This is a genomic window from Bordetella tumbae (genome assembly GCF_965139195.1).
Taxonomy (GTDB): Bacteria; Pseudomonadota; Gammaproteobacteria; order Burkholderiales; family Burkholderiaceae_B; genus Bordetella_A; species Bordetella_A tumbae.
Window position 1 is genome coordinate 1 of the sequence record NZ_CBCSJH010000013.1, and the last position, 26,078, is coordinate 26,078.

Below are 26,078 nucleotides of genomic sequence, written 5' to 3' on the forward strand. Positions count from 1 at the left end.
GGCCGTTGAGCCGCGATTTAGCCCGCGAAGCGGGCCGAGGCCCCTGCTCATGGGCCGAGTCGCGGCGANAGGCCCGGCGGGGCTTTTACACGCCGACCTCCTGCGCCAAAAGAACTCCACACTACGCATGCCACAGAACGTGGCTACTGCCCCTTATCGCTTTAGTCAGCAATAGAGATGAGGGCACGGCTGTAGTCCCTGCCGTGCGTTTCCCTATCATCAGTTGTTCAAAGAAGGCGGCGGTACGTCTGCCGGCACCGGCGGCGGCGGGGGCACATCGCCACTGGCTTTCTCACCCTTAGCCGCCTCACGCTTGGCAAGGCGCTCTGCCTTCTTGGCGCGATGTGCCTCCATCTTGGTTTGGCGCGCTTTGACCAAATCGGTCACTTGCTGCTGCTGCGTGCCATTCAGGCTATCCCAGGCGGCCAGCCATTTACCGCGGACTTCCTCGGATTGCTTGCGGAATTCTGCACGTTGCGCATCCTCGTTGGCCGTCAGGGCATGAGGGTCGAGCTTGCCGCTCTGGATTTGAGTCTGCAGCAACTCATGGCGCTTGCCGCGGTTCTCGCGCATCGACTTGAAAAAATCGCCCTGTGCCTGCTTGGCCGTGTCAAACGCGGCTTGTTGCTTGGCGTCGAGCTTGAGCGTAGCGACTTGCTCTTTGGACAGCGGGCCTACACCCGGCACCCAAAAGCTATCACGCAGTTCGGGACCGCCGCGACGATCACCATGCTTGAAATGACCGCCACGATGATCGCCATGCATGCCATCATGCTGTTTCGCAGAAGCGGCAGGCGGTGCGGTATCGGACGCGGCCAACGCGGTACCGGACAAGCCGGCGGCGGCAACGATGAAACCCAGGGCAGCCAGGGAAGAACGGATCGCGTATCGGGACATAGTGGTCTCCTGAAAAAGTAGAACGCGAAACCATTGTCAGTGCAGACCCGTTACGGGTGGATTTCGGATCTGTCGAGAATATTTCAGTCGATTGCCGCAGCTCAGACCGTGGCGTCCCAGGCAGCCAGATATTCCTGCCAATGCGGCGCATTGCTGGCCGCCAGCGTATCGCGTACGAGGTCGATCTCCGCCTGGTAAGACGCCGCGTCCAACTCACCCCGCAAGAATCGGAACCGGCAATACACCAGCCAGGTATTGACCACGTCGGTTTCGCAATAGGCGCGAACCTCGTCCGCGCGGCCGGCCTGCCAGGCGGGCCAGACCTGCCCGCCGTCCATGCCGAGCTTGCCCGGAAAGCCGCACAGCTTGGCCAACTCGTCCAATGGCGCATTGGCGCGCCCGTTGTACTTGGCCAGCAAATCCATCAGGTCGATATGACGATTGTGATAGCGGCTGATGTAGTTATTGAATTTGAACTCACGATCCTCATCACCGGTATCCCAGTATCGCGGCGCAGGCACACCGTGAATCAGGCTGCGGTAATGCAAGACAGGCAAATCAAAACCCGAGCCATTCCAGCTGACGAGCCGTGGCGTATAGCGCTCGATGGTTTTAAAAAAACCATTGATCAGGGTCGCCTCTGGATCGTCGGGCTGGCCCAGCGTCTTGACGCGAAAACCCTGATCGTCCCGAAACACGCAGCCGATGACGGCGATGCGCTGTAGATGCAACGGCAGAAAATCGTGTCCGACCGCCTCGCGGCGCGCCGCAAAGGCACGCTCGGCGACCTCGGCATCGGGGACGTCCGTCCCCCAGCCGTTCAGCTTGCGCAGCCCGTCGATGTCGGGCAGCGTTTCCAGGTCAAAGACGAGCGTCGGGGTCATCGTGCCGGCAGGTACTGCAACGGGTCTACCGGCGTGCCCTGGCGACGGATCTCGAAATGCAGGCGTGGCGAGGTCGTATCGCTCTGGCCGATCTCGGCGATCTTCGAGCCGCGCTTGACCGCCTGGCCGGTCTTGGCCAGCAGCGTCTGGTTATGCGCGTAGGCGGTAATAAAACCGTTCTCGTGATTGATGATGATCAGATTGCCCAGTCCACGCACACCGTTGCCGCTGTACATGACTTTGCCATCGGCCGCCGCTACGACGGGAGCGCCTAACGAGCCGCCGATATCGATGCCTTTGGAGGCCGTGGTAAACGTTTGCGTGACAGCGCCGCTGGCTGGCCAACCCCAACTGATCAAATTCGCATCGGCCGCGCGCTTGGGCGTAGACATCGAAGCTGTCGGTGCCGTGGCGGTGGTGTCTGGAGGCGTCGTACTCGGTGGCGGCGGCGTCGTGCTGGACGCAGGTGGCGTCGTGGTGGATGCTGCCCCAGACGCGGCTGCGGCTGCCGCTCCCGCCCCTGCGGCCGTAGACGTCGAACTGCCCGGCTCACCGAGAGGTACCGGCGTCGCAGTGGCCCCGGACGAAGCTGGCGGCGGTGCGCTGGCTACTGCGCTGCCGCCGGCTGAAAGCTTGAGCACCTGGCCCACGCTCAACTGATTGGCATCGTTGAGATTGTTCCATTGCCTGAGGTTGGCCACGCTCACGCCATTGCTGCGGGCGATCTGGTAGAGCGTATCGCCGGGCTTGACGACATAGCTGCCGCCAGCCGATGCCATGCTGCTGCCTGAGGGCTGATTGGATAGATCGACCACCGGCGCGCGCGTCGTCGTGCTTGAGCAACCATATATGAGGCTCAAACCCAGCGCGCCGGCCGCCCACATGGCGGGCCGAGTCAGGCGTGCAAATGACGCCTGAGGAAAATAAAGAGCGGTCAGTGGCAACTGCCCGTTGAGCATGTAATTCTCCTGTTGCTCAAGATTGTATTCCGGCCCGCAATGGGACGAAACGTACTGCTTCTAATTCGGTGCGCTTCCAGGTGGAAGTCCCGGTGCGTTCAACCAATACCAATCGCTGGTTGGACGTCCCCTCGGGGGCGATCAGACGTCCGCCTGGCGCCAATTGCATCAGCAGCGCTTGCGGAATGGCCAGACCGGCCGCAGCCACAACGATAGCATCGAACGGCGCTACGCCGGGCAAGCCTACCATGCCGTCGCCATGCACGAGGCGCACGCGCGTCGCCAGACGCAAAGCGCGCAGATTACTGCGCGCCAACTCGAACAGCCCGCGGATGCGCTCGATGGCATGTACCTCACGTACGAACTGAGCCAGCACCGCCGCCTGATAGCCGCACCCAGCGCCCACCTCGAGCACGCGCGTGGGGCTGCGGTCCTCGCAAACGGCCGAAATCATCCGCGCAACCACCCAGGGTTGCGAAATGGTCTGCGAATGCCCGATGGGCAATGCCGCATCCTCGTACGCACGGCTGGCCAGCGCCTCATCGACAAACACGTGGCGCGGCACTGCCGCCATCGCGCTCAGTACGCGCTCATCGGTAACTCCCTGGCTACGCAGGCGCTGGACCATGGCCTGGCGCAAGCGGTCGGAATTCAGGCCCAGGTTACTGACCTGCGAGGCCGTGTTACCGGCCGCAGCGGGTTTGGCCAAGGTCGCAGGCGAAATACGTGTATTGCTGTTGGTGGCGGTATAGCCGGGGGCCAGCCCCGTACTGCCGTAATTCGAGGTGGCTTTCGTGCGGCCCGGCGGGACGGGTGGGCTCACAGGCTTGCGCATAGCGGCTCCGCCCAGCCCCGGAGTTCATCCAGTTGGCTGTGTTGGGTCAAATCCAGGCGCAGCGGCGTCAGCGATACCCTGCCCTCGGAAATAGCGTGAAAATCCGTGCCCGGCGAGGCATCCGCGGCCACGCCCACCGGCCCGATCCAATAGACCGTATCGCCATAAGGCGTAGTCGTACGTACCACAGGCTGAGAAGGATGACGCTTGCCCAGGCGAGTGACCTGCAGCCCGCCCATCTGCTCGAAAGGACGGCACGGGATATTGACGTTCAGCAAGACCGGCGAGGCCAGAGGCTGCGCAAGCTGACGCTCGACCACCGNGCGTGCGGCCCGGGCCGCCGATTCGATATGTTCCCAGCCTCTTTCGACCAGGGAAAACGCGATCGCCGGAATACCGAACAGATAGCCCTCGGCGGCGGCCGCCACGGTGCCCGAATAGAGCGTGTCATCGCCCATATTGGCGCCGTTGTTGATACCGGAGACGACCAGATCGGGCCGTTCGTCCATCAAACCCGTGAGCGCCACGTGCACACAATCGGAAGGCGTGCCATTCACGCATACAAAGCCATTAGAGGCCGTGCGCACCGTCAAGGGCCGGTTCAGCGTCAGAGAATTTGACGCGCCGCTGTGATTGGTTTCGGGAGCAACAACGGTAATCTCGCCCAGCCCTTGCAGCGCCTGAACCAGCGCTTCGAGCCCAGGGGCGCTATAACCATCGTCGTTCGAAACCAGTATTCGCATTGAGCATCCCGCAAAATCAACAAAATGAAACGGGGTCGATTGTACCGCTGGAAGGTGACTGACAAATAGTTCTATGGATAACCCCCACACACAGCCATGCGTCCTGCGCGGTAGAATCCGCAGCCACGACCTTTCTGTAACGGACACTTTCTCATGGTGCAAACTGCCCCCTCGTTCTTCTTCAGTGCCGCGTTGATCGCGCTGGCTTATCTGATCGGTTCGATTCCGTTCGCCGTGGTCGTCAGCAAACTCATGGGCTTGCAGGATCCTCGCAGCTACGGATCCAAAAACCCCGGCGCGACCAATGTGTTGCGCACCGGTAATAAAGCCGCAGCGGCGCTGACCCTGCTGGGCGATGCCGCCAAGGGCTGGTTCGCCCTGTGGCTGGCGCAGACCTTGGCGCCCGGTCTGCCGTGGACGGCCTACGCGCTGGTCGCGCTGGCCGTCTTTCTGGGACATTTGTATCCGGTTTTCCTGGGTTTCAAGGGTGGCAAAGGCGTCGCAACCGCACTGGGTATCCTGCTCGCGATTCACCCCGGCCTGGCACTCGCTACTGCGGCTACCTGGGTCATCATTGCCGTATTTACGCGATATTCCTCGCTCGCCGCCTTGGTCGCCGCGTTTTTTGCCCCGGTGTATTACCTGTTCGGCTCAGGCGTGGCCTGGTATGCGCAAGGACCGGTGGGCATCGCGCTGGCCGTGATCAGCCTGCTGCTGTTCTATCGCCACCGCGCCAATATTGGCCGCCTGCTGTCGGGCAAAGAAAGCCGCATCGGCTCGAAAAAGAAATAAGGCAGCCATCGATCGATGGCCGTCCCAGGCGATCGGCCGTCGTTGCTACGTCACGGCGACACAGCGCCCTGACAAGCAATCATCCGGCTGCAACTCGCATGATATGCATACGCCTGCACCAACTCAGGCGGGCGTATCCACGCAAATATCGGCCAAATCCCAGCGCGGGCGTACCGTAAAGGCATGCTCGCCCGGTTTCAACGTGACCAAGCCTGCCTTGACCCGCTCGGAGGCCGCAAAGGCAATCATGGCCCCGTTGTCAGTACACAGGGCCAAAGGCGGAAAATAGGCCTGCGCACGCAAGGGACGCATTGCCTCAGCCAACTGGGCGCGCAGCAATTGATTGGCGCCGACGCCACCCGCCACGACCAAGCGTTTCAAGCCGGTTTGGCGCAGGGCCTTGACCGCCTTGGACACCAGCACGTCGACAATCGCCGCCTGCGTGGCGGCCGCCAGATCGGCGCGTGTCTGGTCGTCCAGCGACACCCCGGTCCGCTCCACCTCTTTCACACGCGTCAATACCGCTGTTTTCAGGCCGCTGAAACTGAAATCCAGATCGCCACTGTGCAACATCGGGCGCGGCAAGGTAAAGCGCTGTACGTCCCCCTTGACGGCCATACGGGACAGCGCTGGCCCGCCCGGATAGCCCAGACCCAGCAATTTGGCCGATTTATCGAATGCCTCGCCGGCCGCGTCATCCAACGTCTCGCCCAGCAGCGCATACCGCCCCACCCCATCGACGCGCATCAGCTGAGTATGCCCGCCCGACACCAATAGCGCCACAAAAGGGAATTTAGGCCGCGGCGTATCCAGCAACGGCGACAGCAGATGTCCCTCGAGATGATGGATCGGAATAGCGGGCAGGCCTCGCGACCACGCAAATGCCTGGGCGACACTGGCGCCGACCAGCAACGCTCCGGCCAGGCCCGGTCCCGCGGTATAGGCCACCGCATCCACGTCTTTCAACGTCAAACCCGCCTCATCCAGCACCTGGCGGGCTAGCGGCACCGCACGCCGGATATGGTCGCGCGAGGCGAGCTCGGGCACCACGCCGCCGTATTCCTGGTGCATGGCGATCTGAGAATGCAGGGCATGCGCGAGCAAGCCTCGCTCTGTGCAGACGGCCGCGACGCCGGTCTCGTCACACGAGCTTTCAAAACCTAGAATGATCATGGCCGCGAGTTTACATCTGGTGCGAAAATGGCGGCTTGATAACCCTATAAAAAACCAACCCGGGAACCTGCCATGCTGGAGAAGCTATTCCAATTGCGCGAACACGGTACGAATGCGCGTACCGAAATCGTCGCGGGTTTGACGACATTTTTGACGATGTCGTACATCATCTTCGTCAACCCGAACATCCTGTCCTCGACCGGCATGGACCGCGACGCTGTGTTTGTCGCGACCTGCCTGGCTGCCGCGCTGGGCTCGTTGATCATGGCGCTGGTGGCCAACTGGCCCATCGGCATGGCCCCGGGGATGGGCCTGAATGCCTTTTTTGCCTTCACGGTTGTCAAGACCATGGGCTACACCTGGGAACAGGCGCTGGGCGCGGTCTTTATCTCTGGCGTGATTTTCCTGGTGCTCACCATCACGGGCGTGCGGGCCTGGCTCATCAAAGGCATACCCCACTCGCTCCGCAGTGCCATCGCGGCCGGGATTGGGTTGTTTCTGGCCATTATTGCCCTGTCATCAGCCAAAATCGTGGTGCCCCATCCTGCCACCATGGTGACGCTGGGCGATCTGCGCGAACCGGGCCCTCTGTTTGCCATCCTGGGCTTTTTCGTCATTGCCGTACTGGACGCATTGCGGGTGCGTGGGGCCATCCTGATCGGTATCCTGGTGGTCACCCTGCTGTCGATGGCCACGGGCCACAACGAATTTCACGGCGTCTTCTCGACGCCGCCGAGCCTCGCGCCGACCTTCATGCAACTGGACATACTCGGTGCCTTGCATACGGGTTTTGTGCATGTAATCCTGGTTTTTGTACTGGTCGAGGTCTTTGATGCAACCGGCACCCTGATGGGCGTTGCCAAACGCGCCGGGCTTGTGCCCGAGGGCCGCCCCAACCGCCTGGGCCGGGCATTATTCGCCGATAGCACGGCCATCGTGGCGGGCTCGATGCTGGGCACCAGCAGCACGACCGCCTATGTCGAGAGCGCCTCGGGCGTCCAGGCAGGAGGCCGCACAGGATTGACCGCACTGGTGGTCGCGTTGCTGTTTCTCGCTGCGCTATTCATCTCCCCATTGGCCGGGTCCGTGCCGGCCTACGCCACCGCGCCTGCCCTGCTCTATGTCGCCGGCCTGATGATGCGCGAATTGATCGACATCGACTGGAACGATATCTCCGAGGCGACGCCCGCCGCACTGACCACGTTGGTCATGCCTTTCACCTATTCGATCGCCAATGGCTTGGCGTTTGGTTTCATCAGCTATGTCGTGCTGAAGACCTTCACCGGCCATTTCCGCACGATCCATGCCGCAACGTGGCTGGTCGCGGCTTTGTTTGTCATCCGCTACGCCTTCTTTCCTGGGTAGGGGACACGAGGCAATTGCATCATCGCCCACGCCGATATGTGCCGGGCACGGGTCTTGCGTATCGGCGTCATTGACGCTCGCTATCAACCCGATCAACCACAAGGTTGATCGGGTCTGAGCTTGATTTCACCGATACACTCCCCAAGTACTAGAGGAATGCCGGGCGTTGCCGACGCATTCCGCCCTACTATTTCCGGAGAATTTTCCCATGTCCCAGTTGGCCCGCGTGCCCTTTTCCGTGCTCGACCTTGCCCCTATCGTGCAGGGCGGCGACGCCGCAGGCGCATTCCGCAATACGGTCGATCTGGCGCAACATGTCGAACGTTGGGGCTATCAGCGATTCTGGCTGGCCGAGCACCACAACATTACGGGCGTAGCCAGCAGCGCGACTGCAGTCATCATTGGCCAGGTTGCCGCCCATACCAAGACACTGCGGGTAGGTTCGGGCGGCATCATGCTGCCTAATCACGCGCCGCTGATCATTGCCGAGCAGTTCGGCACATTGGAAAGCCTGTTCCCCGGACGTATCGATCTGGGCCTGGGCCGTGCACCTGGCAGCGATGGCGCCACACAGCAGGCCTTGCGTCGCGGTCCTCGCAGCGGTTTTGATTTTCCGGAGTTACTCGCCGAGCTGCGCGCGTTCCTTGCTCCTGCCGTGCCGAATCAAGCCGTACGCGCGATTCCCGGTGCAGGATTGGACATTCCGATCTGGTTGTTGGGCTCCAGTGATTTCAGTGCGCGGCTGGCGGCGGAGCTAGGCTTGCCGTTTTCCTTCGCAGGACACTTTTCACCAGAGGGCATGGCCGCGATGCGCTTGTATCGCCACCTGTTCAAACCGTCCGCAACATTGGAGCGGCCCTACGCAATGATCGGCGTGCCGGTCATCGCCGCCGACACCGATGAGCAGGCACGCATGTTGTCCACTACGCAGCAAATGAAGTTTCTGTCCTTGATCCGGGGCAACCGCCTGCAGCTGCAACCGCCGGTCGAAAGCATGGACGGCCTATGGAACGAATGGGAACAGCAAGCTGTGCATCAAAAACTGGCAGCCTCCATCGTAGGCGGCCCGGAAACTGTCAAGCAGGGTCTCGAATCACTGATCGCGCGCACAGAGGCCGACGAAGTCATGATCGTTTCGGACTTCTACCGTCACGAAGACCGCTTGCGCTCGTATGAAATTTTGGCGTCGTTGAAAAACCAGGGCAGCGCCTCCTGAACAATCCCAGGCAACCATACCAAGCTGGCCGCCCCACGCTCTGAAGAACGTGGACTTCCTTCACACAACCTTGCCTATGCATACTGAAAGCAAGGTCAATCGGAGCACCGTATGAGCAATATCGTTGAACTCACTCAAGCCTCTTTCCAAGAGTCCATCACGCCCGACAGCACTGTGATTGTCGATTTCTGGGCCCCTTGGTGTGGTCCTTGCCGCGGCTTTGCGCCCGTGTTCGAACAGGCGGCCGAACAGCATCCCGATGTGACGTTCGCCAAGGTCAACACCGACGTGGAACAAGAGCTCGCCGGCGCGTTGGGCATCCGTTCCATCCCCACCCTCATGGTATTTCGCGAACAGGTCCTGCTGTTCTCTCAACCTGGTGCGTTATCGGCTGGGCAATTGGGTGAACTACTGGAAAAGGTCAAGGGCCTGGACATGGAGAAAGTCCATCAGGATATCGCTGCTGCTCAAGATGCGGGAGATGATAAGCAGCAGTAAGCATTCGCGCTGATTCGGGTGCTGGTGTTTCGTCGTCAAATCACCAGCACCCGGCGCATCGCTGAGGGTTGTGTCACCGCACTGCCGACCCTCAGCACATTATCCCTATCGGTCGTTGTTCGCATTGTCAATGTATCAGCGCGATTCGCATCTCGCGTGGGATCGAAGCACACACCGACTGGCACGAATGTAGTCGTGTTAGTGCGGCTGCTATGGCTGCCGTTGCGCTCGCTGCTGGTACTGCCGGAATAATGCACACCAGAATGACCGTGAATCTGATCACGACAGTGCATCGCGTCCGATTTACGGGAGAGCCTTGGCAGTAAATCGTTATCGACGTATGTGGGTGGTACTTATCTTCTTGGACTACAAAGGAGAGAAGTACATGAACACAATTTCTACCCCTTCATCTACACGTCACACGCGTGATCGCATCGTCGCTTCAAGCTTGAAAAAAAACTGCCACGGTAAAACATGCTCGGTAACCGTACTAAGTTTGGCGCTTGCATCAGTAGGGGCAGCGGCAGCAGCAGACACTAGCAGCCCTCAATATCCAACCTTCGAACAGAGTCAAGAGCATCGTTCTTCTAGCTCGTGGAAGAATCTTCCCTATGACACATGGCATTACGTCACGACCGGAAAATTCGGCACCGCCCTCGCCTCTGCTGCTGCCAGCGTTATCGCCTATAAAGCAACTCGCTTTGTCGAACGTACTGTCGGCTTTGGCGACCCGCGTACTCGCTTCCTTCTCACTCCCGCGGAGGGGCTCGCAGCCACTGCTTTCGTCGGCACTGCTCTTTATGGAGCCGGTGCGTTTGGGAATACGGGGAGTGGAGAAGAAGAAACACCGCGACCGGGGGAGGACACATCGGGCGACGAAACTCGCACCGACGAGGCCACAACGCAAAACGGGGCTGAGTCTCTAAAAGAAGATAGACACGATATCAATAAAAAGCCCCCCACAAAAACGCTATTGGATGAGCTTGAATCGAACTCGGGCTCGCCCCCTGGACATACTCCTTCAAATCAAACACCACCGCGATCTGATGACCCGCCATCAGAAAACGGTAAAGGCGGCAGCGAGCCTCATCCCAGCGATGAAGAATCGATACGAGACAAGGCTGCTGCTGCTGTCAAGAATGCCAAGGATACTGTTAAAGGTGTTGTGGAGGAGGTTAAGGATACTGCTGGGGATATTGCTGAGGAAGCTAAGGGTGCTGTTAAGAATGTCGCTGACGAGATCTCTTCGAGCCTGACGGACGACGAGCCCCCACCTCAAACAGACACGCCGACATCAACGGAAGAAGACGGCCAGGAAACCACCACGCCAAACACAGACAGCGAACACCTCGCTGCGTCGGATGGAAGCGATACCCAGACGCCAGATTCCGAACAGGATGAGCTCTTGGAGCTGATACAAGAGCTTGCATCGATGCTGAACGAGTCGCTCTCCGTCACCGACACAGCCATCCGCCCAGCGGCAGGCTCGTACATGAGCAATGCCTGGGCAGCAAATACGATGTTCCAGATGAATCTGAACGATCGTCTGGGCAGCTATTACCAGGGTGAGGCCAGCCCACATCAAGGCAGCGCATGGGTCCGGTACAGCGGCTCGCGCGGCCATCTGAAAGACACCTCAGGTGAACTGCGTACGGCAGGTGATAAGAACACCGTCATGATGGGCGTGGACATACTGACGCAATCAAGCGATGCCCGCGACCAATTCACGGTCGGCATCATGGGTGGCTATGGTCACTATAGCGGTCATACCAAATCGAACAGCTTTAACTATTCCACCAAAGGCAAGGTCAATGGCTACAGTGTCGGGTTGTACGGGACCTATCAAAAAGACGTCGCCACCCAGCACGGCTTTTACGCAGACACCTGGGCACTGTGGAATCAGTTCGACAATCGCATCAAAGGCGGCGATCTGCCGGCTGAAAAATACGACTCCAAGGGGATGACCGCCTCGTTGGAGTTGGGCTACAACATCCCTCTGTCCGACGGCAATAACGTGAAGTATGTGCTGCAGCCCCACGCACAGGTCATGTATCAGAACGTGCGCAGCGACAACTTCCGCCAAGCCGACAACACCAGCGTCAATTTCTTGAATCGCTCGCGTGTGCAAACGGCGCTCGGGGTACGTGCCGCCGCACATATCACGACTGGCTTGACATCTGTCATCACGCCCCACATCGAAGCCAATTGGCTGCATGCGAATAAAGGCTATGGCGTGAACATGGACAACATCCAGTCGAACATGAATAGCGGACGCAACATCGGCCAAGTCAAACTGGGCGTACAAGGCGACATGAACCGCCGCGTCTCGCTCAATATCGAGCTATTCCATAACCAGGGGAATGCGGGCTATCACGAGACCGGAGGCAATGTGACAGCGAAGTATCGTTTTTAATAGCGTCATGAGCAGCGAGCCAAATCGCTGCACGTAGCATTAGCACAACGCGCGCACCATCGTCACATCACCTGCCATTCAGACCGGCCTCGGGTGATATCTGCGATGGTGCGTTCCAGTTCATTCAACACAGCACAAGGCACGGTCAGCGTCAGCATCGCACCCTCGCCATCGAAGTGTTCTGCATCGATCGCGGCACCCGCCTGGCTGATGCGCGCCTTCATCAACGGCAGCTCCGCGTAGTTGCACCGGCAGGTGACCGTACTGGTCGCAATGATCGGGGTACGCGGCCCCAAGCGCAGGCACTGCGCGGCACACCCGCTATAGGCGCGCACCAGTCCACCCGCACCGAGCTTGATGCCGCCAAACCAGCGCACGACCAGAACCGCCACGCGGTCGAGATCCTGCCCTTCAATGGCCTGCAGAATAGGCCGACCAGCGGTGCCGCCGGGCTCTCCGTCGTCGTTGAATCGATAGGCCTGACCGATGCGGTACGCCCAGCAGTTGTGCGTAGCTGCCGGATCGCTATGCTTCGCAAAAAAATCCATGGCTTCGCTCACGCTGGCCACAGGGGCAGCATAGGCCGCGAAACGGCTTTTTTTGACGTCCTCTTCGTAGGTGCACGGCGCGCTTAAGGTATCGCTCATGGGCCAGAATTGTAGACGACCCGTACACGGGCATTACCCGTCTGCCCAACCCCTCGCGTTTTCAACCGTGGCAGTCCGGGACCTCTTGATCCAGATAGACATCAAACGCCACATCGCGAGCCCATTTGTTCACCATGGCTTGGACGATGCCTTCGCGGCGCCATTGTTGCATGGCGTTGGTTAACCATGCTGTTGTCGCGCGATCATTCCCGGGTACCAACCAGACACGTTCAACACGCGGGCCTGCCTCGCTCAACGTAGAAGCAAACTTCTTCCACTCGGGAAATTTCATGAGCGGAGCCCAGGTCACGTCATCAACGAGCCCCACGTCACACCCACCCTCTCGTACTGCGACCAAAGCATCTGAGGGAACACGGTAAGGGCGTACCGTTGCCCCCCATTGCGCAGCCAGCGCTTGAGCCTGAAAAGCGGCGCTGGACATGCAAACGGTCAGCCCCTTTACGTCTTTCCAATGGCGCAGCTTGGTATCGCTACGGATGATCGCTTTCGGCCGAGCGGCATAGCCCGTAGAGACGGCAACCGCGCCCTGACCGTCTGATGCTGACGGGATCAAATTTGACCCGCCCAACTGCGTATCAGGACTCGCAGTACTCGAGGCGGGTAAAGCCTCTCCAGAACGCTTGGCCGCGCTCGGATCGGTCACGCGGTCAGCAATCAACACGTCGACGTCACCATTGGCCAACGCCGATACCCGCCGTGCAGGATCGATCTGTACGACTTTCACGGGCAGACCCAGTTGCTGGCCCAGGCGTTGTGCCATCACCGTATCCAGACGCTCGGGGGTACGAACCTTCGCCCCAGCAGCAGCCTCGGGCGCCAAATAAGGCACGCCCACGACCAAGGCGCCGCGCGCGCGGGCGCCGGCAAAAGCCCCATCCGATTGAGATGGAACGGCATCAGCAGCCTGGGCAAAAACGATCATCGGCGCCCATAGCGCAGCCAGCAGCACACGTCGGCCAGCGCGGGAAAGAACACTCAACGGATCCATGAGCCCAGATGCGAGCGGGCCACTGCCCGCCCTCTCCTATTACACGTACTGATAACGCAACAAGCGATGCTTGAGGTTTTCGAGTACGAATTGATCAATCAGTGCAGCGAGGATCGCAATAACCAGGATATTGGCCATCACGCCCGTCATATCGGCGATCTCACCGGAATAGGCCAACGAACGGCCCAAGCCTTTGCCGAAGCCGATCAGCATTTCCGCCGAGATCAAGGCACGCCACGCATTACCGAAAGCCAGCTGCGCACCGGTAATCAGCTCGGGCATGACCGCCGGCAGGTACACGCGCTTGATCAGCCCCCACGAAGTAGCCCCCATCACACGTGCCGCCGACACATGTACGCGCTGCACAGACTCTGTCGCGTTCATCACGCTGAGCGCCGCTGGGAAAAACGCCGCCAGCGCCACGACCACGATGATCGGCGCACTGCCAAAACCCATCACGATCAAGAACAACGGCACCCAGGCAATAGACGGAATCGATTGCAGAATGACGATGGCGCTGCGCAGGACTTCTCGAAAGAAATACAGCACCGCCGCAATCAAGCCAAAGCCCACGCCGGCCAACAAGGCCAACCCATAGCCTGCACCCAGACGCCCCAGCGTGCCCACCAGACTCTGATGAAAAGACGACTCACCCAGCTCACTGAACAAACGCTCAACGACGGCTGGCACACCCGGCATCAGAAAGTCTGGCAACACCCATGCTGCCGACTGCCACAGGAACAAAATAAAGACCACGCCAAGCACCCCGGCGAGGTGCTTGCGCAGTCCAGTTACACGAGTCGATGCGGTCAAAGCTTGCGAGCCTCTTGCCAGGATAGATCGATGATGCTGGACACATCGTACGGCTTGCCGTCACGCGTCTTCAGCGAACCCTGGGCTTGCAGAATATCCGCGATTTCCTGCATGCGGGCTGCGTCTTTGTCGGTCAGCTTCGGCGTGAACACCTGCGTCTTGATGGCATCGGTGATGATGGCCTCACGCGGCAGTTCACCCTTGTTCAGGGTTTTCAGCGTAGGCTCGGCGATAAAATACGATGCGATCAGCTTGGAGGCTTGTTCCGGATTGTTTTGCAACAGATCGATAGCCGCTTTCTGCGCATCCAGGGCCTTCCACACAGCGTCTTTACGCTTGGCCAGCACCTCGCCCGAGGTAATCACCACCATGCATGGGAACGGCCAGGATTGACCCACCTCGTAGATCTGTTTGACCGGCGCCACCAATTGCGCGATACGGTCATACGGTTCGAACAGAAACGCCGCGTCGACGCGTTTTCCCACCAATGACTGCACGGCAACCGCAGGACTCACGCCCATGATGTTCACATCCGAAGGCTGCAGATTGCCCTCTTTCAGGACCACGCCCTTCAGCACCACATCGGCCGTGCTGCCCTCTTGTTGCGAAGCCAGCGTCTTGCCCTTGAGATCAGCGATTTTCTCCACGCCTGCGTCATCGCGCACGATCAGCGAGTGGTAGCCCTGCTGCGCGCCGCCCACGACTTTGAGGTCGGCGCCCTTTGATGCCCAGGCTACCGCATTGGTAAAGCCCAATACGCCGATATCGGCCTGGCCACCCACGATGGCTTTGATCAGGTCCGTGCCCGACTTGAACTCGATCAGCTCGGTGTCCAGGCCCGCCTTTTTGTAGAACTCCCCTTCTTGCGCAACGATGGCTTGCGCATCGTCCATCACGCGCAGATAGCCGACGCGCAATTTTTCAGCGGCCATCGCCGGCGCCGCCGCCACCAAGGCCGCGACCAGCGGCAAGGACAACCATTGCTTCAATTTCATTTGTGCTCCCGGATAGGGCTATAGGTATAGGTATTAATGGACTCGAATGGCGCGCCTGAACAGGCGCATCGCATCAGGCAGCCAACGCAACATCGCCCTCGCTGTCGTCAGCGCTCTCGGCGACCTGGATGCCCAGCAGGCTCAGGATCTCCCGTTTTTCTGCTGCCAGGTCCGACAGGTCGTGAGTCTTGCGACGCTGGGTCAGATTGAATTCGCGCAGCACACGCGCCGGACGTGGGCTGAACACCACGATACGATCGGCCAGGAACAATGCCTCGTCTACATCGTGGGTGACCAGCAATACCGTGGGTTTTTCCTGCTTGATCAATTGGCGCAGGACATCCTGCAGGCTCAATCGCGTCAACGCGTCCAGCGCGCCAAACGGCTCATCCATCAGCATGGTCTGAGGCTGAGCAATAAAAGCCCGAGCCAGCGCAGCACGCTGGCGCATGCCGCCGGAGACTTGTTGCGGATAATAGTTTTCAAACCCGGCCAGACCCACGCGCGCCAACCAGGCAACGGCCTTTTCACGAGCCTCGGCCTTGGCGACGTTTTGAAACTCCAGTGCCAGCGAGACGTTATCGCGCAGTGTCAGCCACGGATATAGCGCATGCTCTTGAAATACCAGCGTGCGGCTAGGATGCGGGCCCTTTATCGCCTGGCCATCGGCCAGGACCTGCCCCTGACTGGGCGACTCCAAGCCTGCTGCCATGTGCAACAAGGTCGACTTGCCGCAACCCGATGGGCCCACCAAGGCGACTAACTCACCCGTTTTGAATTCGCTGGAGAACTCATCAACAACGTGCAATGCGCCAAAACTTTTGTGGACGTGATCGAAAGCCAGATTCATAGGGGGACTCGTGCACCGCGTGCTGAGGGAAAACAGCCCCTAATCTAACAATCTGTTATATGAATTCAAACTATATTTTTATCATTCAATAATTATTTTTAGTTATATAGCAATAACCAGAATGCGGGATCATGATCGAGGATCCCGCCGCTGGCCCCGCCATCAACCCTCGATGCCGCGCGAAGACAGGTAGTCTTCGTAGCCACCGCGATAATCCACGATTTCGCCGCCGGGCAGCACCTCAATCACGCGCGTTGCCAGCCCCGATACGAATTCCCGGTCGTGCGACACGAAAATCAGGGTGCCCTGATATTTTTCGAGCGCGAACTGCAGCGACTCGATGGATTCCATATCCAGGTGGTTGGTCGGTTCGTCCAGCAGCATGACGTTGTGGCGACCAAGCATCAAACGGCCAAAAGTCATGCGGTTTTTTTCGCCGCCCGACAAGACCTTGGGAGCTTTGGGCAAATCATCGGCCGAAAACAGCAAGCGGCCCAGCACGGAACGAATGGATTGATCGTCATCGCCCGGTTGACGGTAGTCGCCCATCCAATCAAACAAATTGATATCCGTTTGTTGGAATTGATCGGACACGTCTTGCGCCATATAGCCCAAATCGGCGTTATCGGACCATTTCAGTGAGCCCGAATCCGCTGCCAGATCGCCTGCCAACATGCGCAAGAGCGTCGTTTTACCGACACCGTTCGCACCAATAATCGCGATCTTTTCGCCCGCATCGATCATCGCTGAGAAATCGCGGATAACCGGCGCATCGTAGGACTTGGAGAGCTTTTCAATGGTCACTGCCAATCGGTGCATGACCTTGTTCTGCTCGAATCGAATATAGGGGTTTTGGCGCGACGAGGGCTTGACCACGACCTGTTCGGCCTTGATACGGTCGATCTGCTTCAGGCGCGAGGTCGCCTGGCGAGACTTGGATTTGTTGGCGGCAAAGCGGCGCACAAAGTCCTGCAACTCGGCGACACGCTCTTTGGCTTTGGCATTGTTGGCGACCAAACGCTCGCGCGCCTGCGTCGACGCCAGCATGTAGTCGTCGTAGTTACCCGGATAAATGCGGATCTCGCCATAATCCAAGTCGGCCATGTGGGTGCAGACCTGGTTCAGAAAGTGACGATCGTGGCTGATGATGATCATCGTGCTCTGATAGCCGTTGAGCACGTTTTCCAGCCAACGGATCGTATTGATGTCCAGGTTGTTGGTCGGTTCGTCGAGCAGCAACACATCGGGATTCGAGAACAGTGCTTGCGCCAGCAGCACGCGCAATTTCCAGCCCGGCGCGATCTCGCGCATGAGCAATTGATGCTGGTCTACCGCGAATTCCAGGCCCAACAGCAGTTCGCCTGCGCGCGCCTCAGCGGTGTAGCCATCGTACTCGGCGAACTTGGCCTCGAGCTCGGCCGCACGCATGTAATCGTCTTCGGTCGCTTCGGGGTTCGCGTAGATCGCATCGCGCTCGGTCATGGCGGCCCACATTTCGGTATGGCCCATCATGACCACGTCCAAGACGCGCAGATCTTCGAAAGCAAACTGATCCTGACGCAGCTTGCCCAGGCGCACGCCGGGCTCAAGCGAGACGTTACCTGCGGACGACTCGAGGTCGCCGCCGATGATTTTCATGAACGTCGACTTGCCCGAGCCGTTGGCCCCGATCAAACCATAGCGGTTGCCTTCCCCGAACTTGACGCTGACGTTCTCGAAAAGGGGTTTGGGACCGAACTGAATAGTGAGATTGGCGGTAGATATCACGGTGTTGTATGTAGGGCAAGAAGCGCCCGCAAAATGCGGGGCTAAACCTATTAGTATACCAAGGGTGTACTACAGAGGCTTATCAGCCGCGGTAGCCCAAGCGCTGCAGTATCCAACCCGACACTGACGGGTGGATGACAGAAAGCAGAAAACAACCCAGATTCAGCGGAAACGGAAAGCTGATGCGCGCCCGGTTGCGTGCCAGGCCGCGGCGAATGACGCGAGCCGCCTTGGCTGCCGGCCATAAAAAGGGTTTCGGCCCAGGCATGTCGAAACACATTTGCGACTCGACATAGCCCGGCATGATCACGTTGACTTTGATCCCCTGCCCGGCCAGGATGTCACGCATGGCCTCACCGTAGACCTTGACGGCGGCCTTGCTGGCGCTATAGCTGGGGGTTTCGGGCAAACCTCGCCATGCGGCCAGCGAGCTCAGCAGCGCAATCTGCCCGCTGCGCCGTGCCTGCATCGCAGGCAAACTGGCGTGCAATGTCGCCATGGCCGCCTTGACGTTGACGTCAAAGAGACGATGCATATCGTCCCAGGTTTCACCCTGTTGTTGCGAGCCGGTATTAATGTTGACGCCCGCATTGGCAATCACCAGATCGGGCGCCTCGGCCTGTCCGATCTCGGTCAGCCAATGACGCAATGCATCGTGATCCCGCACGTCCAGCTCGTGCACGATCACGCGCACGCCCATCGCGCTGCAATCCTGTGCCAGCTCGTCCAGGCGCGCACGATTGCGCCCCTGCAGGATCAGCGTTTTTGTACCCGCCCGGGCATATTCCAGAGCCAACGCCCCGCCTATGCCTCCCGTTGCACCGGTGATGAGGACAGAGGCGGGAACGCCGGGGGACAAACTAGAAGAACGGCTCATGCAAACCAGACAGATACGATTGAATGATTACTCGAGCAGGCTGCGCAGCATCCACGCGTTCTTTTCATGGATGTCCATGCGCTGCGTCAGCAGGTCGGCCGTGGGCTGATCGTTGGCCTTGTCGGCCTTGTCAAAGGCGGCACGCGCCGTTTTCGACACCGCCTCGTTGCCCTTGACCAGCAAACGCACCATCTCCAGGGCTTCGGGCACGTTGCCCGGCTCGGCAATCGAGGACAGCTTGGCAAATTCGCGGTACGTGCCCGGCGCATGCACACCCAATGCACGGATACGCTCGGCGATATCGTCCAACGCGGCCCATTCCTCGGAATACTGCGTCATGAACATGAGGTGCAGCGTGTTGAACAACGGACCCGTGACGTTCCAGTGGAAATTGTGGGTCATCAGATACAGCGTGTATGAGTCTGCCAGCACCTTGGAGAGCTCGGCCGCGATCGCCTCGCGGTCTTTGTCCGAAATGCCGATATTGATGCGAACAGCGGCGGTACTACCTGCTTTGGACGACTTGGCCATGTAGTGCTCCTAGTACGGGTTGTAGACAAGGTAAGGATACCATCGGAACAGAAACCACTCAGCTTTCTACCGCGGCCTCGTGGTCCAGCATCGTCACGCCCGGCAGTCCGCATTCGTACACGGCTTGGGCCAGCGCTTCGATAGCGGCGAGGCGGGGAAAACTGCGGCGCCAGGCCAGCACCACGCGCCGCTCTGGCGGACGGCCCTCAAAGGGCAAATAACGTAACAGCGCTTTGGGTGGCGGGGATTCAGGGATGGCGGTCACCGGCAGGACGGTCACGCCTATGCCGGCGGCGACCATATGACGGATAGTCTCCAACGACGATCCCTCAAAGGTCCGCTGAATACCGTCACTCGCGGCAGAAAAGCGCGAGAGTTCGGGGCAGACTTCCAGGACCTGATCACGGAAACAATGTCCCGTGCCCAGCAGCAGCATGGTCTGCTGTTTCAGGTCTTCGGAACTGATGGCTTTTCGGTCGGCCCATTCGTGATCGCGCGGCACCGCGACGATAAACGGCTCATCGTAAAGCGGTTGCGTGATCAGCCCCGCCTCGGGCAAGGGCAGCGCCATGATGGCGCAATCGATTTCCCCTTGACGCAGGAGCTCGACGAGACGCAAGGTAAAGTTTTCTTGCAGCAGTAACGGCATCTGCGGCGTCCGCGCAATCTGCGTCGGCACCAGATGCGGCAGCAGATACGGCCCGATCGTATGAATCACACCGACGCGCAGCGGGCCGGCGAGCGGATCATGGCCCTGACGGGCGATTTCCTTGATGCTGGCGCTTTCCTCGAGCACTTTTTGCGCCTGGGTCACGATGCGCTGACCGATTGCGGTCACGCCGACCTCGACGCCGCCACGCTCGAACAACGTCACGCCCAGCTCATCCTCTAGTTTGCGGATCGCCACGGACAAGGTGGGCTGACTCACGAAGCAGGCTTCGGCCGCACGGCCAAAATGCCGTTCGCGTGCGACGGCGACGATGTATTTGAGTTCAGTCAGAGTCATCTTCTGCTCCGGGAAACCGCGGCATTCATACCGGGAAAGAAAGGGGCGATGTTTGCCCTCAGGCGGGCCAGCCGATAAAAACGAAGCATGAAAGATTGCATGGCGCACAAGGTTTGCATAGGCACGGTCACGTCCGCAGAAAGTCTTCGCGGCCACGCATCCAGCGTGCCAAATGGGCCGCTACCGCATCGGGATGGTCAGCGCGCAGCCATGCGGCGGCCTCGCGCGCCTGCTCCGCAATACCCACATCGCTTTCGAGATCGGCAAACCGCAGCAAGGCCATACCTGATTGGCGCGTGCCGAGAAACTCGCCCGGACCACGCTGCTCCAGGTCGCGGCGCGCGATCTCGAAACCGTCATTGGTCTCGAACATGGCCCGCAGCCGTTGGCGGGCAATCTGCGACAGCGGCGTCTGATAGAGCAGCACGCAAACGGACTCGGCGCTGCCCCGCCCTACCCGGCCGCGTAATTGATGCAATTGAGCCAAGCCAAAACGCTCGGCGTGTTCGATCACCATGAGCGATGCCTTGGGCACGTCAACACCGACCTCGATGACGGTCGTGGCCACTAGCAAATCGATATCGCCATCACGAAAGGCCTGCATGACCGCAGCCTTTTCGGTTTGCGGCAGGCGGCCATGTACCAGGCCGATCCGCAGATCGGGCAACTCCGCGCACATGGCATCATACGTGTCGACGGCGGTTTGCAGTTGCAGGGCTTCGCTTTCCTCAACCAGCGGGCAGACCCAATAGGCCTGCTGCCCCTGACGTACGGCGTTGGCAATATGCGAGATGACCTCCTCGCGGCGATTATCAGAGACGAGCTTGGTCACCACAGGCGTGCGGCCGGGCGGCAGCTCATCAATGACGGATACGTCCAGATCGGCGAAAAAAGTCATCGCCAAGGTACGCGGAATCGGCGTGGCGCTCATGTTGAGCTGATGCGGGATCGTGGGGATCTGTTCTGCCTGACCGGGCGATACCTCGCCTTTACGTGTCAGGGCCAATCGCTGACCCACGCCAAAGCGATGCTGCTCATCCACGATCGACAGGCCTAGACGCTGAAACTCGACATGATCCTGAATCAGCGCCTGTGTGCCGACCAACAGTTGAATACTGCCGTCGGCCGCACCGGCAGCGGATTGGCGCCGGGCCTTTGCCGTCTGGCTGCCGCTGAGCCATGCGACGTTCACGCCCAGAGGCTGCAGCCACGACACCAGCTTGTGAAAATGCTGTTCAGCCAGGATTTCGGTCGGCGCCATCAACGCCACCTGTGCGCCGCAGGCGATGGCCTGAGCCGCTGCGACAGCGGCGACCACGGTTTTGCCACTGCCCACATCACCCTGCAACAAGCGATGCATGGGGTATGGCTGTGCCAGGTCGGCCGAGATTTCCTTGATGACACGCTGTTGCGCCGCCGTCAGCGTAAAGGGCAATGCTCGATACAGGCGCGCCACCAAATCGTCCGAAGCGTCGGACGGATCGGCCTGTAGAGGTAATGGCACTGCCCGAATGCTGCGTCTCGCCGCGCGCGCTGCAGCCAGCGACAACTGCTGTGCGAGCAATTCATCGAATTTGATGCGATGCCAGGCAGGATGACCGCGTTCGATCAGGTCTTGCTCGGATACGCCAGGCGGTGGCGCGTGCAACAGGCGGATGGCGGGCGCAAACGGCATCAGCGTATAACGTTGCAGGGCTTCTTCAGGCAGCGTATCGCTCAGGTCGGCCTGATCGAGGGCCTGGGCGATGGTCTTGCGTAATGATGGCTGAGTCAGCCCGTCTGTGCTGGGATAAACCGGTGTCAACGCCTCGGGCAAGGCGGCATCAGCACTGGTCATGCGCGGATGGACCATCTCGCGCCCAAACAGGCCGCCACGTACCTCGCCACGAGCACGCAGACGGCGGCCCGGCGTCAGTTGTTTTTGCTGGCTGGGGTAAAAATTCAGCCAGCGCAATTGCAGCTCGCCGCTATCGTCTGCCATGACGGCAGTCAACTGACGGCGGGGACGAAACAACACTTCACTGCGCAGGATTTCGCCCTCGACCTGCGCAGGGGCACCTGGACGCAACGAACCGATCGGGACGATGCGGGTTTCATCCTCGTAACGCAGCGGCAGATGCAAGATACAGTCGTTGGGCGTGACCAGGCCGAGGCTATGCAGCTTGCGCTGTACGTCGGTCAGCGACCGGGCCGGGCCGGATTTGGCGCCCGCTTTCGTCTCGGCTGTCACGCTGGCTGCCCTATCGGCAGCCACGTCCGCACCGGCGCGCTTGGACGCGCCAGTACGATTGCGGGCAGTGGCAGTTGCCGGCATATGCAAAAAACCAGGCGCCTTACGGCAGAACCAGAATCGCCTCGACCTCGAACTGCGCGCCCTTGGGCAGACTGGCCACACCGATCGTCGAACGAGCCGGGAACGGCTGAGGAATCAATTCAGCCATGATCGCGTTGGCGGCAGTGAATTTGTTCAAGTCCGTCAGGAACAGGGTCAATTTGACGATGTCGTTCAGCGTCCCCCCTGCCTCCTGAATCACGGCGGTCATATTGGAAAACGCCTGGCGCACCTGGGCGTCGAAGTTCTCGGACACGAGATCGCCCGTACCCGGCTCCAGCCCGATCTGGCCAGACAGATAGACCGTCTTGGCGCCCGTGACGGCAACGGCCTGCGAATAAGGACCAACCGCAGCCGGGGCCGCATCGGTATGGATGATTTGCTTGCTCATGAGCCGAATCCTTGAAGAATAATCAATCGTAATACTGGACTATTGAAGTTTAAACGGCAATAGGTATTTGCGAAAGCGAGGAGGCATCACGAATAGCCCCTGGCTGACTGGGACATTGTCGACAGCTATATGACAAGAATAGAGGCGTTCGCCGCTTTTTGGCTAATTCAACCTCATTTAAGCGAAATCAATCCCCCAATTCGCTCACATGCTCTCGCAACAGGTCATAGAGCGTTTGTGCGGCGACCGATAATGCGCGCCCCTCGCGGCGCACGAGATACAACGGGCGTGTCAGGGGCTTGCCTGCCAGGGGCTTGATCGCCAACTCGTCGCGCTGAAAATGAAACAGCGTCATGGCGGGAACCACGCTGATGCCCATGCCCGCCAGGACGAGCCCAGTCACGGTGGCCAGATGCTCGACTTCGAGCAGGGGTGGGGCCGCAACAGACCCCAAAGCCTCATCGAAATAGCGGCGCACACTGCTGCCGCGCGCCAGTTGGATCAAGGGCCAGCGGCTGAGATCACGCAGACGAACCTGGCGACGGTCGGCCAGAGGATGATCCCGTCGGCAAACGAGGAAAAACCGATCGGCGTGGAGGAATTCGCTTTCAAGGTCTGCCATATCCGCACGCTGCGCCGCCACGGCAAAATCCGCTGCACCGCTTTGCACCATATCCAGACATGGATCCAACAACGCATCGCGCAACTGCAAGGTAACGCCCGGATAGTCCTGATGAAAACGGGCCAGCAGCCCGGGCAGCCACCCTGCGGCTAACGATGGCAAGGCGGCAATGGTGACGTGCCCGCGGCGGCGTGCGGCGTAGTCACGCAGGTCCTCGACGACGAGATCGAGCTCCCCCAACAAGCGACGCGCAGAGGCATCCATCACCCTGCCCTCTGCCGTGAGTTCGACGTTACGGGTATTACGGTCGAACAGGCGCACGCCTGCCGCGTCCTCGAGGGTGCGAATGAGCGCACTGAACGCCGGCTGGGTCAGATGGCAGCGCTGAGCGGCACGAGTGAAGTGTTTCTCATCGGCCAGCGCCACGAATGCACGAAGTTGACGGGTAGACAGATTCATAGAAATCTTGGATGAATCGATCTTTTATTTCTATTTCACTTATTAAGCAAGCCTACCTATAGTGAAGCGACTTTGCACAGTCAGTGCAGGCGTAAAAAGAATTTGATCGCGAGACAACAATGACAGCGGCTCCCTTTTTGATCGGTTGTGCCACGGGTTTTTCCGGCGACCGCACGGACGGTGCGTTGCCGATCGTGCAAGCCCTGGCCGCGCGCGGTGGCGGCACGCTGATTTTCGAAACATTGGCCGAACGCACGCTCGCGCTGGCCCAGTTGGCGCGCAATGCCAATCCAGAAAGCGGCTATGAGCCTTTGCTGGATGATTTGCTGAATCCCATTTTGGCGAGCTGCCAGCAACACAATGTGCGCATCGTGAGTAATTTTGGGGCGGCAAATCCGCCGGGTGCCGCGCGCCGCATTACTGAGTTGGCGCGCATGCAGGGGTTGCCTGCCCCCCGAATTGCCGTCGTGCACGGCGACGCATTGACCACATCCGCGCAGCATGCCCTGCTGCGCGAGCGCCTGGGGCCGGCTTTTGACGACATGGACGTGGTCAGCGCCACAGCCTATCTCGGCGCGAGCGAGATTGCCTCGGCATTACAGGAGGGGGCACAAATCGTCGTAGCGGGACGGGTGGCAGACCCCTCGTTGACCCTGGGCCCCGCTATGGCGCATTACGGGTGGGCAGAGGACGACTGGGAACGATTGGGCCGCGCCACGATGGCGGGCCATATGCTCGAATGCGGCACGCAAGTTACGGGTGGCTATTTTTGCGTACCGGGCCTGAAAGACGTGCCCGACATCTATACAGCAGGCTATCCGATCGCTGAGATCGATGCGGACGGCGAATTCGTGATTACGAAACCCGAGGGCACAGGAGGCGTGGTTGACGCGCGCACAGTCAAAGAGCAATTACTTTATGAGGTACACGACCCTGCACGCTATTTGACGCCGGACGTCATCGCGGACCTGAGCCAGGCCTCCGTTCAACTGACTGGCCCTCATCGGGTAACCGTAACAGGCATCACCGGCCACCCGCGCCCCGATGAACTCAAGGTCAACGTCTGCCACCGCGGCGGCTGGCTGGCCGAAGCCGAGATCTCTTATGCAGGCGTGCAGGCCGAAGCGCGTGCCCGCCTCGCGGCGGACATGGTGCAAAAGCGCCTGGGCTCTGCCCTGAAAGTCCGCATGGATTTGATTGGCGTGGCCAGTATTCTGGGAGACGACAACGGTGGCATGCTGCAGGCGCGACCGCCTGGACACGCTCGCGATGTGCGCTTGCGCTTGGCCGCCGAACACACGGAGACAAACACAGTGGAACGATTGCTGCGCGAGGTGACTGCGCTCTATTGCTGCGGCCCTGCGGGAGGCGGCGGCGTCCGGACCTCGCTGCGGCCGCGATTGAATATGGTGTCCTGCACGATTCCACGAGACGCGGTGGAAAGTGGCTGGACGATGCTGGAGGCGCAACGATGACATCCGTGTCCCCTACTGACTCGCCCGCCGCCACGGTCTCGGTGCCGCTCTATCGGCTGGCGCACAGCCGCTCTGGAGACAAGGGCAATATTTCCAATCTCAGCCTGATTGCCTGGGATGAGGCGTGTTACGCCGTGCTCGTCGAACAGATCACAGCAGCGCGCGTGGCGCAATGGTTTGACTATCGCCATCCGACTCGCGTCGCACGCTATGAGATTCCGACGCTGCAAGCCATGAATTTCGTGCTGGAGGGGGTTCTGGACGGCGGCGTGAACGATGCGCTGAATCTGGACGCACATGGCAAGAGCCTGTCATTTCATCTCCTGGATCTGCCGGTCGAGGTGAGTGCGGAGCTGGCGCGACGTCTACCCGATGTGCCAGGCGACGCGTTGTCGACGGCATAACCTCTGGCCGCGCCTGGCTTGGCCAGGGCGTTAACTCACCTCGGCGGTGCTGCGGCGATGCTTTGTTGTCCAGACACCTGCCGCTTTCTGCAGCAACACACGTTTCACAGCAAACCACACACAAC

Annotated in this window: 25 protein-coding genes and 1 pseudogene; 7 read left to right on the forward strand and 19 right to left on the reverse strand. The window is 59.9% G+C overall.

The features are described from left to right. Positions 1-219: 219 nt before the first annotated feature. From ACNA0J_RS15120 to surE, 6 genes and pseudogenes are all read right to left on the reverse strand, one after another. Positions 220-897 (reverse strand): hypothetical protein, encoded by a 678-nt coding sequence (locus ACNA0J_RS15120; protein ID WP_415819700.1) that lies wholly within the window; start codon positions 895-897, stop codon positions 220-222. Positions 898-998: 101 nt separating this feature from the next. Continuing rightward, positions 999-1,781, reverse strand: coding sequence for a 3'-5' exonuclease (locus ACNA0J_RS15125; RefSeq protein WP_415819701.1), 783 nt, complete (start codon positions 1,779-1,781; stop codon positions 999-1,001). After that, positions 1,778-2,740, reverse strand: coding sequence for a peptidoglycan DD-metalloendopeptidase family protein (locus ACNA0J_RS15130; RefSeq protein ID WP_415819702.1), 963 nt, complete (start codon positions 2,738-2,740; stop codon positions 1,778-1,780). The genes ACNA0J_RS15125 and ACNA0J_RS15130 overlap by 4 nt, the downstream gene beginning before the upstream one ends. 16 nt (positions 2,741-2,756) lie before the next feature. Further along, positions 2,757-3,575 (reverse strand): protein-L-isoaspartate(D-aspartate) O-methyltransferase, encoded by an 819-nt coding sequence (locus ACNA0J_RS15135; RefSeq protein ID WP_415819703.1) that lies wholly within the window; start codon positions 3,573-3,575, stop codon positions 2,757-2,759. After that, the coding region (locus tag ACNA0J_RS15140; RefSeq protein WP_462935925.1) for a SurE domain-containing protein at positions 3,560-3,897 on the reverse strand (338 nt) is incomplete at its 5' end. The genes ACNA0J_RS15135 and ACNA0J_RS15140, both read right to left, overlap by 16 nt. 1 nt (position 3,898) lies before the next feature. Beyond that, positions 3,899-4,318 (reverse strand): annotated as a pseudogene (surE, locus tag ACNA0J_RS15145) (5'/3'-nucleotidase SurE); the annotation flags it as partial. Positions 4,319-4,471: 153 nt separating this feature from the next. Between surE and plsY the strand changes: the two are divergent. Further along, on the forward strand, positions 4,472-5,110 hold the full coding sequence (plsY, locus tag ACNA0J_RS15150; RefSeq protein ID WP_415819704.1) for a glycerol-3-phosphate 1-O-acyltransferase PlsY: 639 nt from the start codon (positions 4,472-4,474) through the stop codon (positions 5,108-5,110). 123 nt (positions 5,111-5,233) lie between these two features. On the opposite strand, the gene tsaD is transcribed toward plsY, so the two are convergent. Continuing rightward, entirely contained in the window at positions 5,234-6,283 is a 1,050-nt protein-coding gene (tsaD, locus tag ACNA0J_RS15155) for a tRNA (adenosine(37)-N6)-threonylcarbamoyltransferase complex transferase subunit TsaD (RefSeq protein WP_415819705.1), read from the reverse strand. 72 nt (positions 6,284-6,355) lie between these two features. Here tsaD and ACNA0J_RS15160 point away from each other — a divergent pair, with 72 nt between their 5' ends. The 4 genes from ACNA0J_RS15160 to ACNA0J_RS15175 all read left to right on the forward strand — a co-directional run bounded on the left by ACNA0J_RS15160 (position 6,356) and on the right by ACNA0J_RS15175 (position 11,775). After that, positions 6,356-7,648, forward strand: a complete 1,293-nt coding sequence (locus tag ACNA0J_RS15160; protein WP_415819706.1) for an NCS2 family permease — start codon at positions 6,356-6,358, stop codon at positions 7,646-7,648. 208 nt (positions 7,649-7,856) lie between these two features. Beyond that, positions 7,857-8,864 (forward strand): LLM class flavin-dependent oxidoreductase, encoded by a 1,008-nt coding sequence (locus ACNA0J_RS15165; RefSeq protein WP_415819707.1) that lies wholly within the window; start codon positions 7,857-7,859, stop codon positions 8,862-8,864. Between the two features lie 111 nt (positions 8,865-8,975). Then, entirely contained in the window at positions 8,976-9,362 is a 387-nt protein-coding gene (gene trxA, locus ACNA0J_RS15170) for a thioredoxin (protein ID WP_415819708.1), read from the forward strand. A gap of 385 nt (positions 9,363-9,747) precedes the next feature. Next, complete coding sequence (locus tag ACNA0J_RS15175; protein WP_415819709.1) at positions 9,748-11,775, forward strand: autotransporter outer membrane beta-barrel domain-containing protein; 2,028 nt, start codon at positions 9,748-9,750, stop codon at positions 11,773-11,775. Between the two features lie 62 nt (positions 11,776-11,837). On the opposite strand, the gene ACNA0J_RS15180 is transcribed toward ACNA0J_RS15175, so the two are convergent. From ACNA0J_RS15180 to ACNA0J_RS15235, 12 genes are all read right to left on the reverse strand, one after another. Beyond that, positions 11,838-12,422: an IMPACT family protein gene (locus ACNA0J_RS15180; protein ID WP_415819710.1), complete on the reverse strand. Its 585-nt coding sequence runs from the start codon at positions 12,420-12,422 to the stop codon at positions 11,838-11,840. Between the two features lie 61 nt (positions 12,423-12,483). After that, the gene (locus ACNA0J_RS15185; RefSeq protein ID WP_415819711.1) at positions 12,484-13,431 is read right to left on the reverse strand and encodes a substrate-binding periplasmic protein; all 948 of its coding nucleotides are present in this window, start codon (positions 13,429-13,431) and stop codon (positions 12,484-12,486) included. Positions 13,432-13,470: 39 nt separating this feature from the next. Beyond that, positions 13,471-14,244 (reverse strand): ABC transporter permease, encoded by a 774-nt coding sequence (locus tag ACNA0J_RS15190; RefSeq protein WP_415819712.1) that lies wholly within the window; start codon positions 14,242-14,244, stop codon positions 13,471-13,473. Continuing rightward, complete coding sequence (locus tag ACNA0J_RS15195; RefSeq protein WP_415819713.1) at positions 14,241-15,239, reverse strand: ABC transporter substrate-binding protein; 999 nt, start codon at positions 15,237-15,239, stop codon at positions 14,241-14,243. Before ACNA0J_RS15195 ends, ACNA0J_RS15190 begins: the two co-directional genes overlap by 4 nt. A 73-nt stretch (positions 15,240-15,312) precedes the next feature. Continuing rightward, on the reverse strand, positions 15,313-16,089 hold the full coding sequence (locus ACNA0J_RS15200; protein WP_415819714.1) for an ABC transporter ATP-binding protein: 777 nt from the start codon (positions 16,087-16,089) through the stop codon (positions 15,313-15,315). 162 nt (positions 16,090-16,251) lie between these two features. Beyond that, the gene (locus ACNA0J_RS15205; RefSeq protein ID WP_415819715.1) at positions 16,252-17,856 is read right to left on the reverse strand and encodes an ABC-F family ATPase; all 1,605 of its coding nucleotides are present in this window, start codon (positions 17,854-17,856) and stop codon (positions 16,252-16,254) included. Positions 17,857-17,938: 82 nt separating this feature from the next. Next, positions 17,939-18,733, reverse strand: coding sequence for an SDR family NAD(P)-dependent oxidoreductase (locus tag ACNA0J_RS15210; protein ID WP_415819716.1), 795 nt, complete (start codon positions 18,731-18,733; stop codon positions 17,939-17,941). 27 nt (positions 18,734-18,760) lie between these two features. Then, on the reverse strand, positions 18,761-19,264 hold the full coding sequence (locus ACNA0J_RS15215; RefSeq protein ID WP_415819717.1) for a Dps family protein: 504 nt from the start codon (positions 19,262-19,264) through the stop codon (positions 18,761-18,763). Between the two features lie 58 nt (positions 19,265-19,322). Further along, positions 19,323-20,270, reverse strand: coding sequence for a LysR substrate-binding domain-containing protein (locus ACNA0J_RS15220; RefSeq protein WP_415819718.1), 948 nt, complete (start codon positions 20,268-20,270; stop codon positions 19,323-19,325). Between the two features lie 127 nt (positions 20,271-20,397). Then, the gene (recG, locus tag ACNA0J_RS15225; RefSeq protein ID WP_415819719.1) at positions 20,398-22,584 is read right to left on the reverse strand and encodes an ATP-dependent DNA helicase RecG; all 2,187 of its coding nucleotides are present in this window, start codon (positions 22,582-22,584) and stop codon (positions 20,398-20,400) included. A 19-nt stretch (positions 22,585-22,603) separates the two neighbouring features. Further along, positions 22,604-22,993: a Rid family detoxifying hydrolase gene (locus tag ACNA0J_RS15230; protein WP_415819720.1), complete on the reverse strand. Its 390-nt coding sequence runs from the start codon at positions 22,991-22,993 to the stop codon at positions 22,604-22,606. Positions 22,994-23,180: 187 nt separating this feature from the next. After that, complete coding sequence (locus tag ACNA0J_RS15235) at positions 23,181-24,074, reverse strand: LysR family transcriptional regulator (protein ID WP_415819721.1); 894 nt, start codon at positions 24,072-24,074, stop codon at positions 23,181-23,183. 119 nt (positions 24,075-24,193) lie between these two features. Here ACNA0J_RS15235 and ACNA0J_RS15240 point away from each other — a divergent pair, with 119 nt between their 5' ends. Further along, entirely contained in the window at positions 24,194-25,549 is a 1,356-nt protein-coding gene (locus tag ACNA0J_RS15240) for an acyclic terpene utilization AtuA family protein (protein WP_415819722.1), read from the forward strand. Continuing rightward, positions 25,546-25,953, forward strand: coding sequence for an AtuA-related protein (locus tag ACNA0J_RS15245; RefSeq protein ID WP_415819723.1), 408 nt, complete (start codon positions 25,546-25,548; stop codon positions 25,951-25,953). Before ACNA0J_RS15240 ends, ACNA0J_RS15245 begins: the two co-directional genes overlap by 4 nt. Positions 25,954-26,078 lie beyond the last annotated feature (125 nt).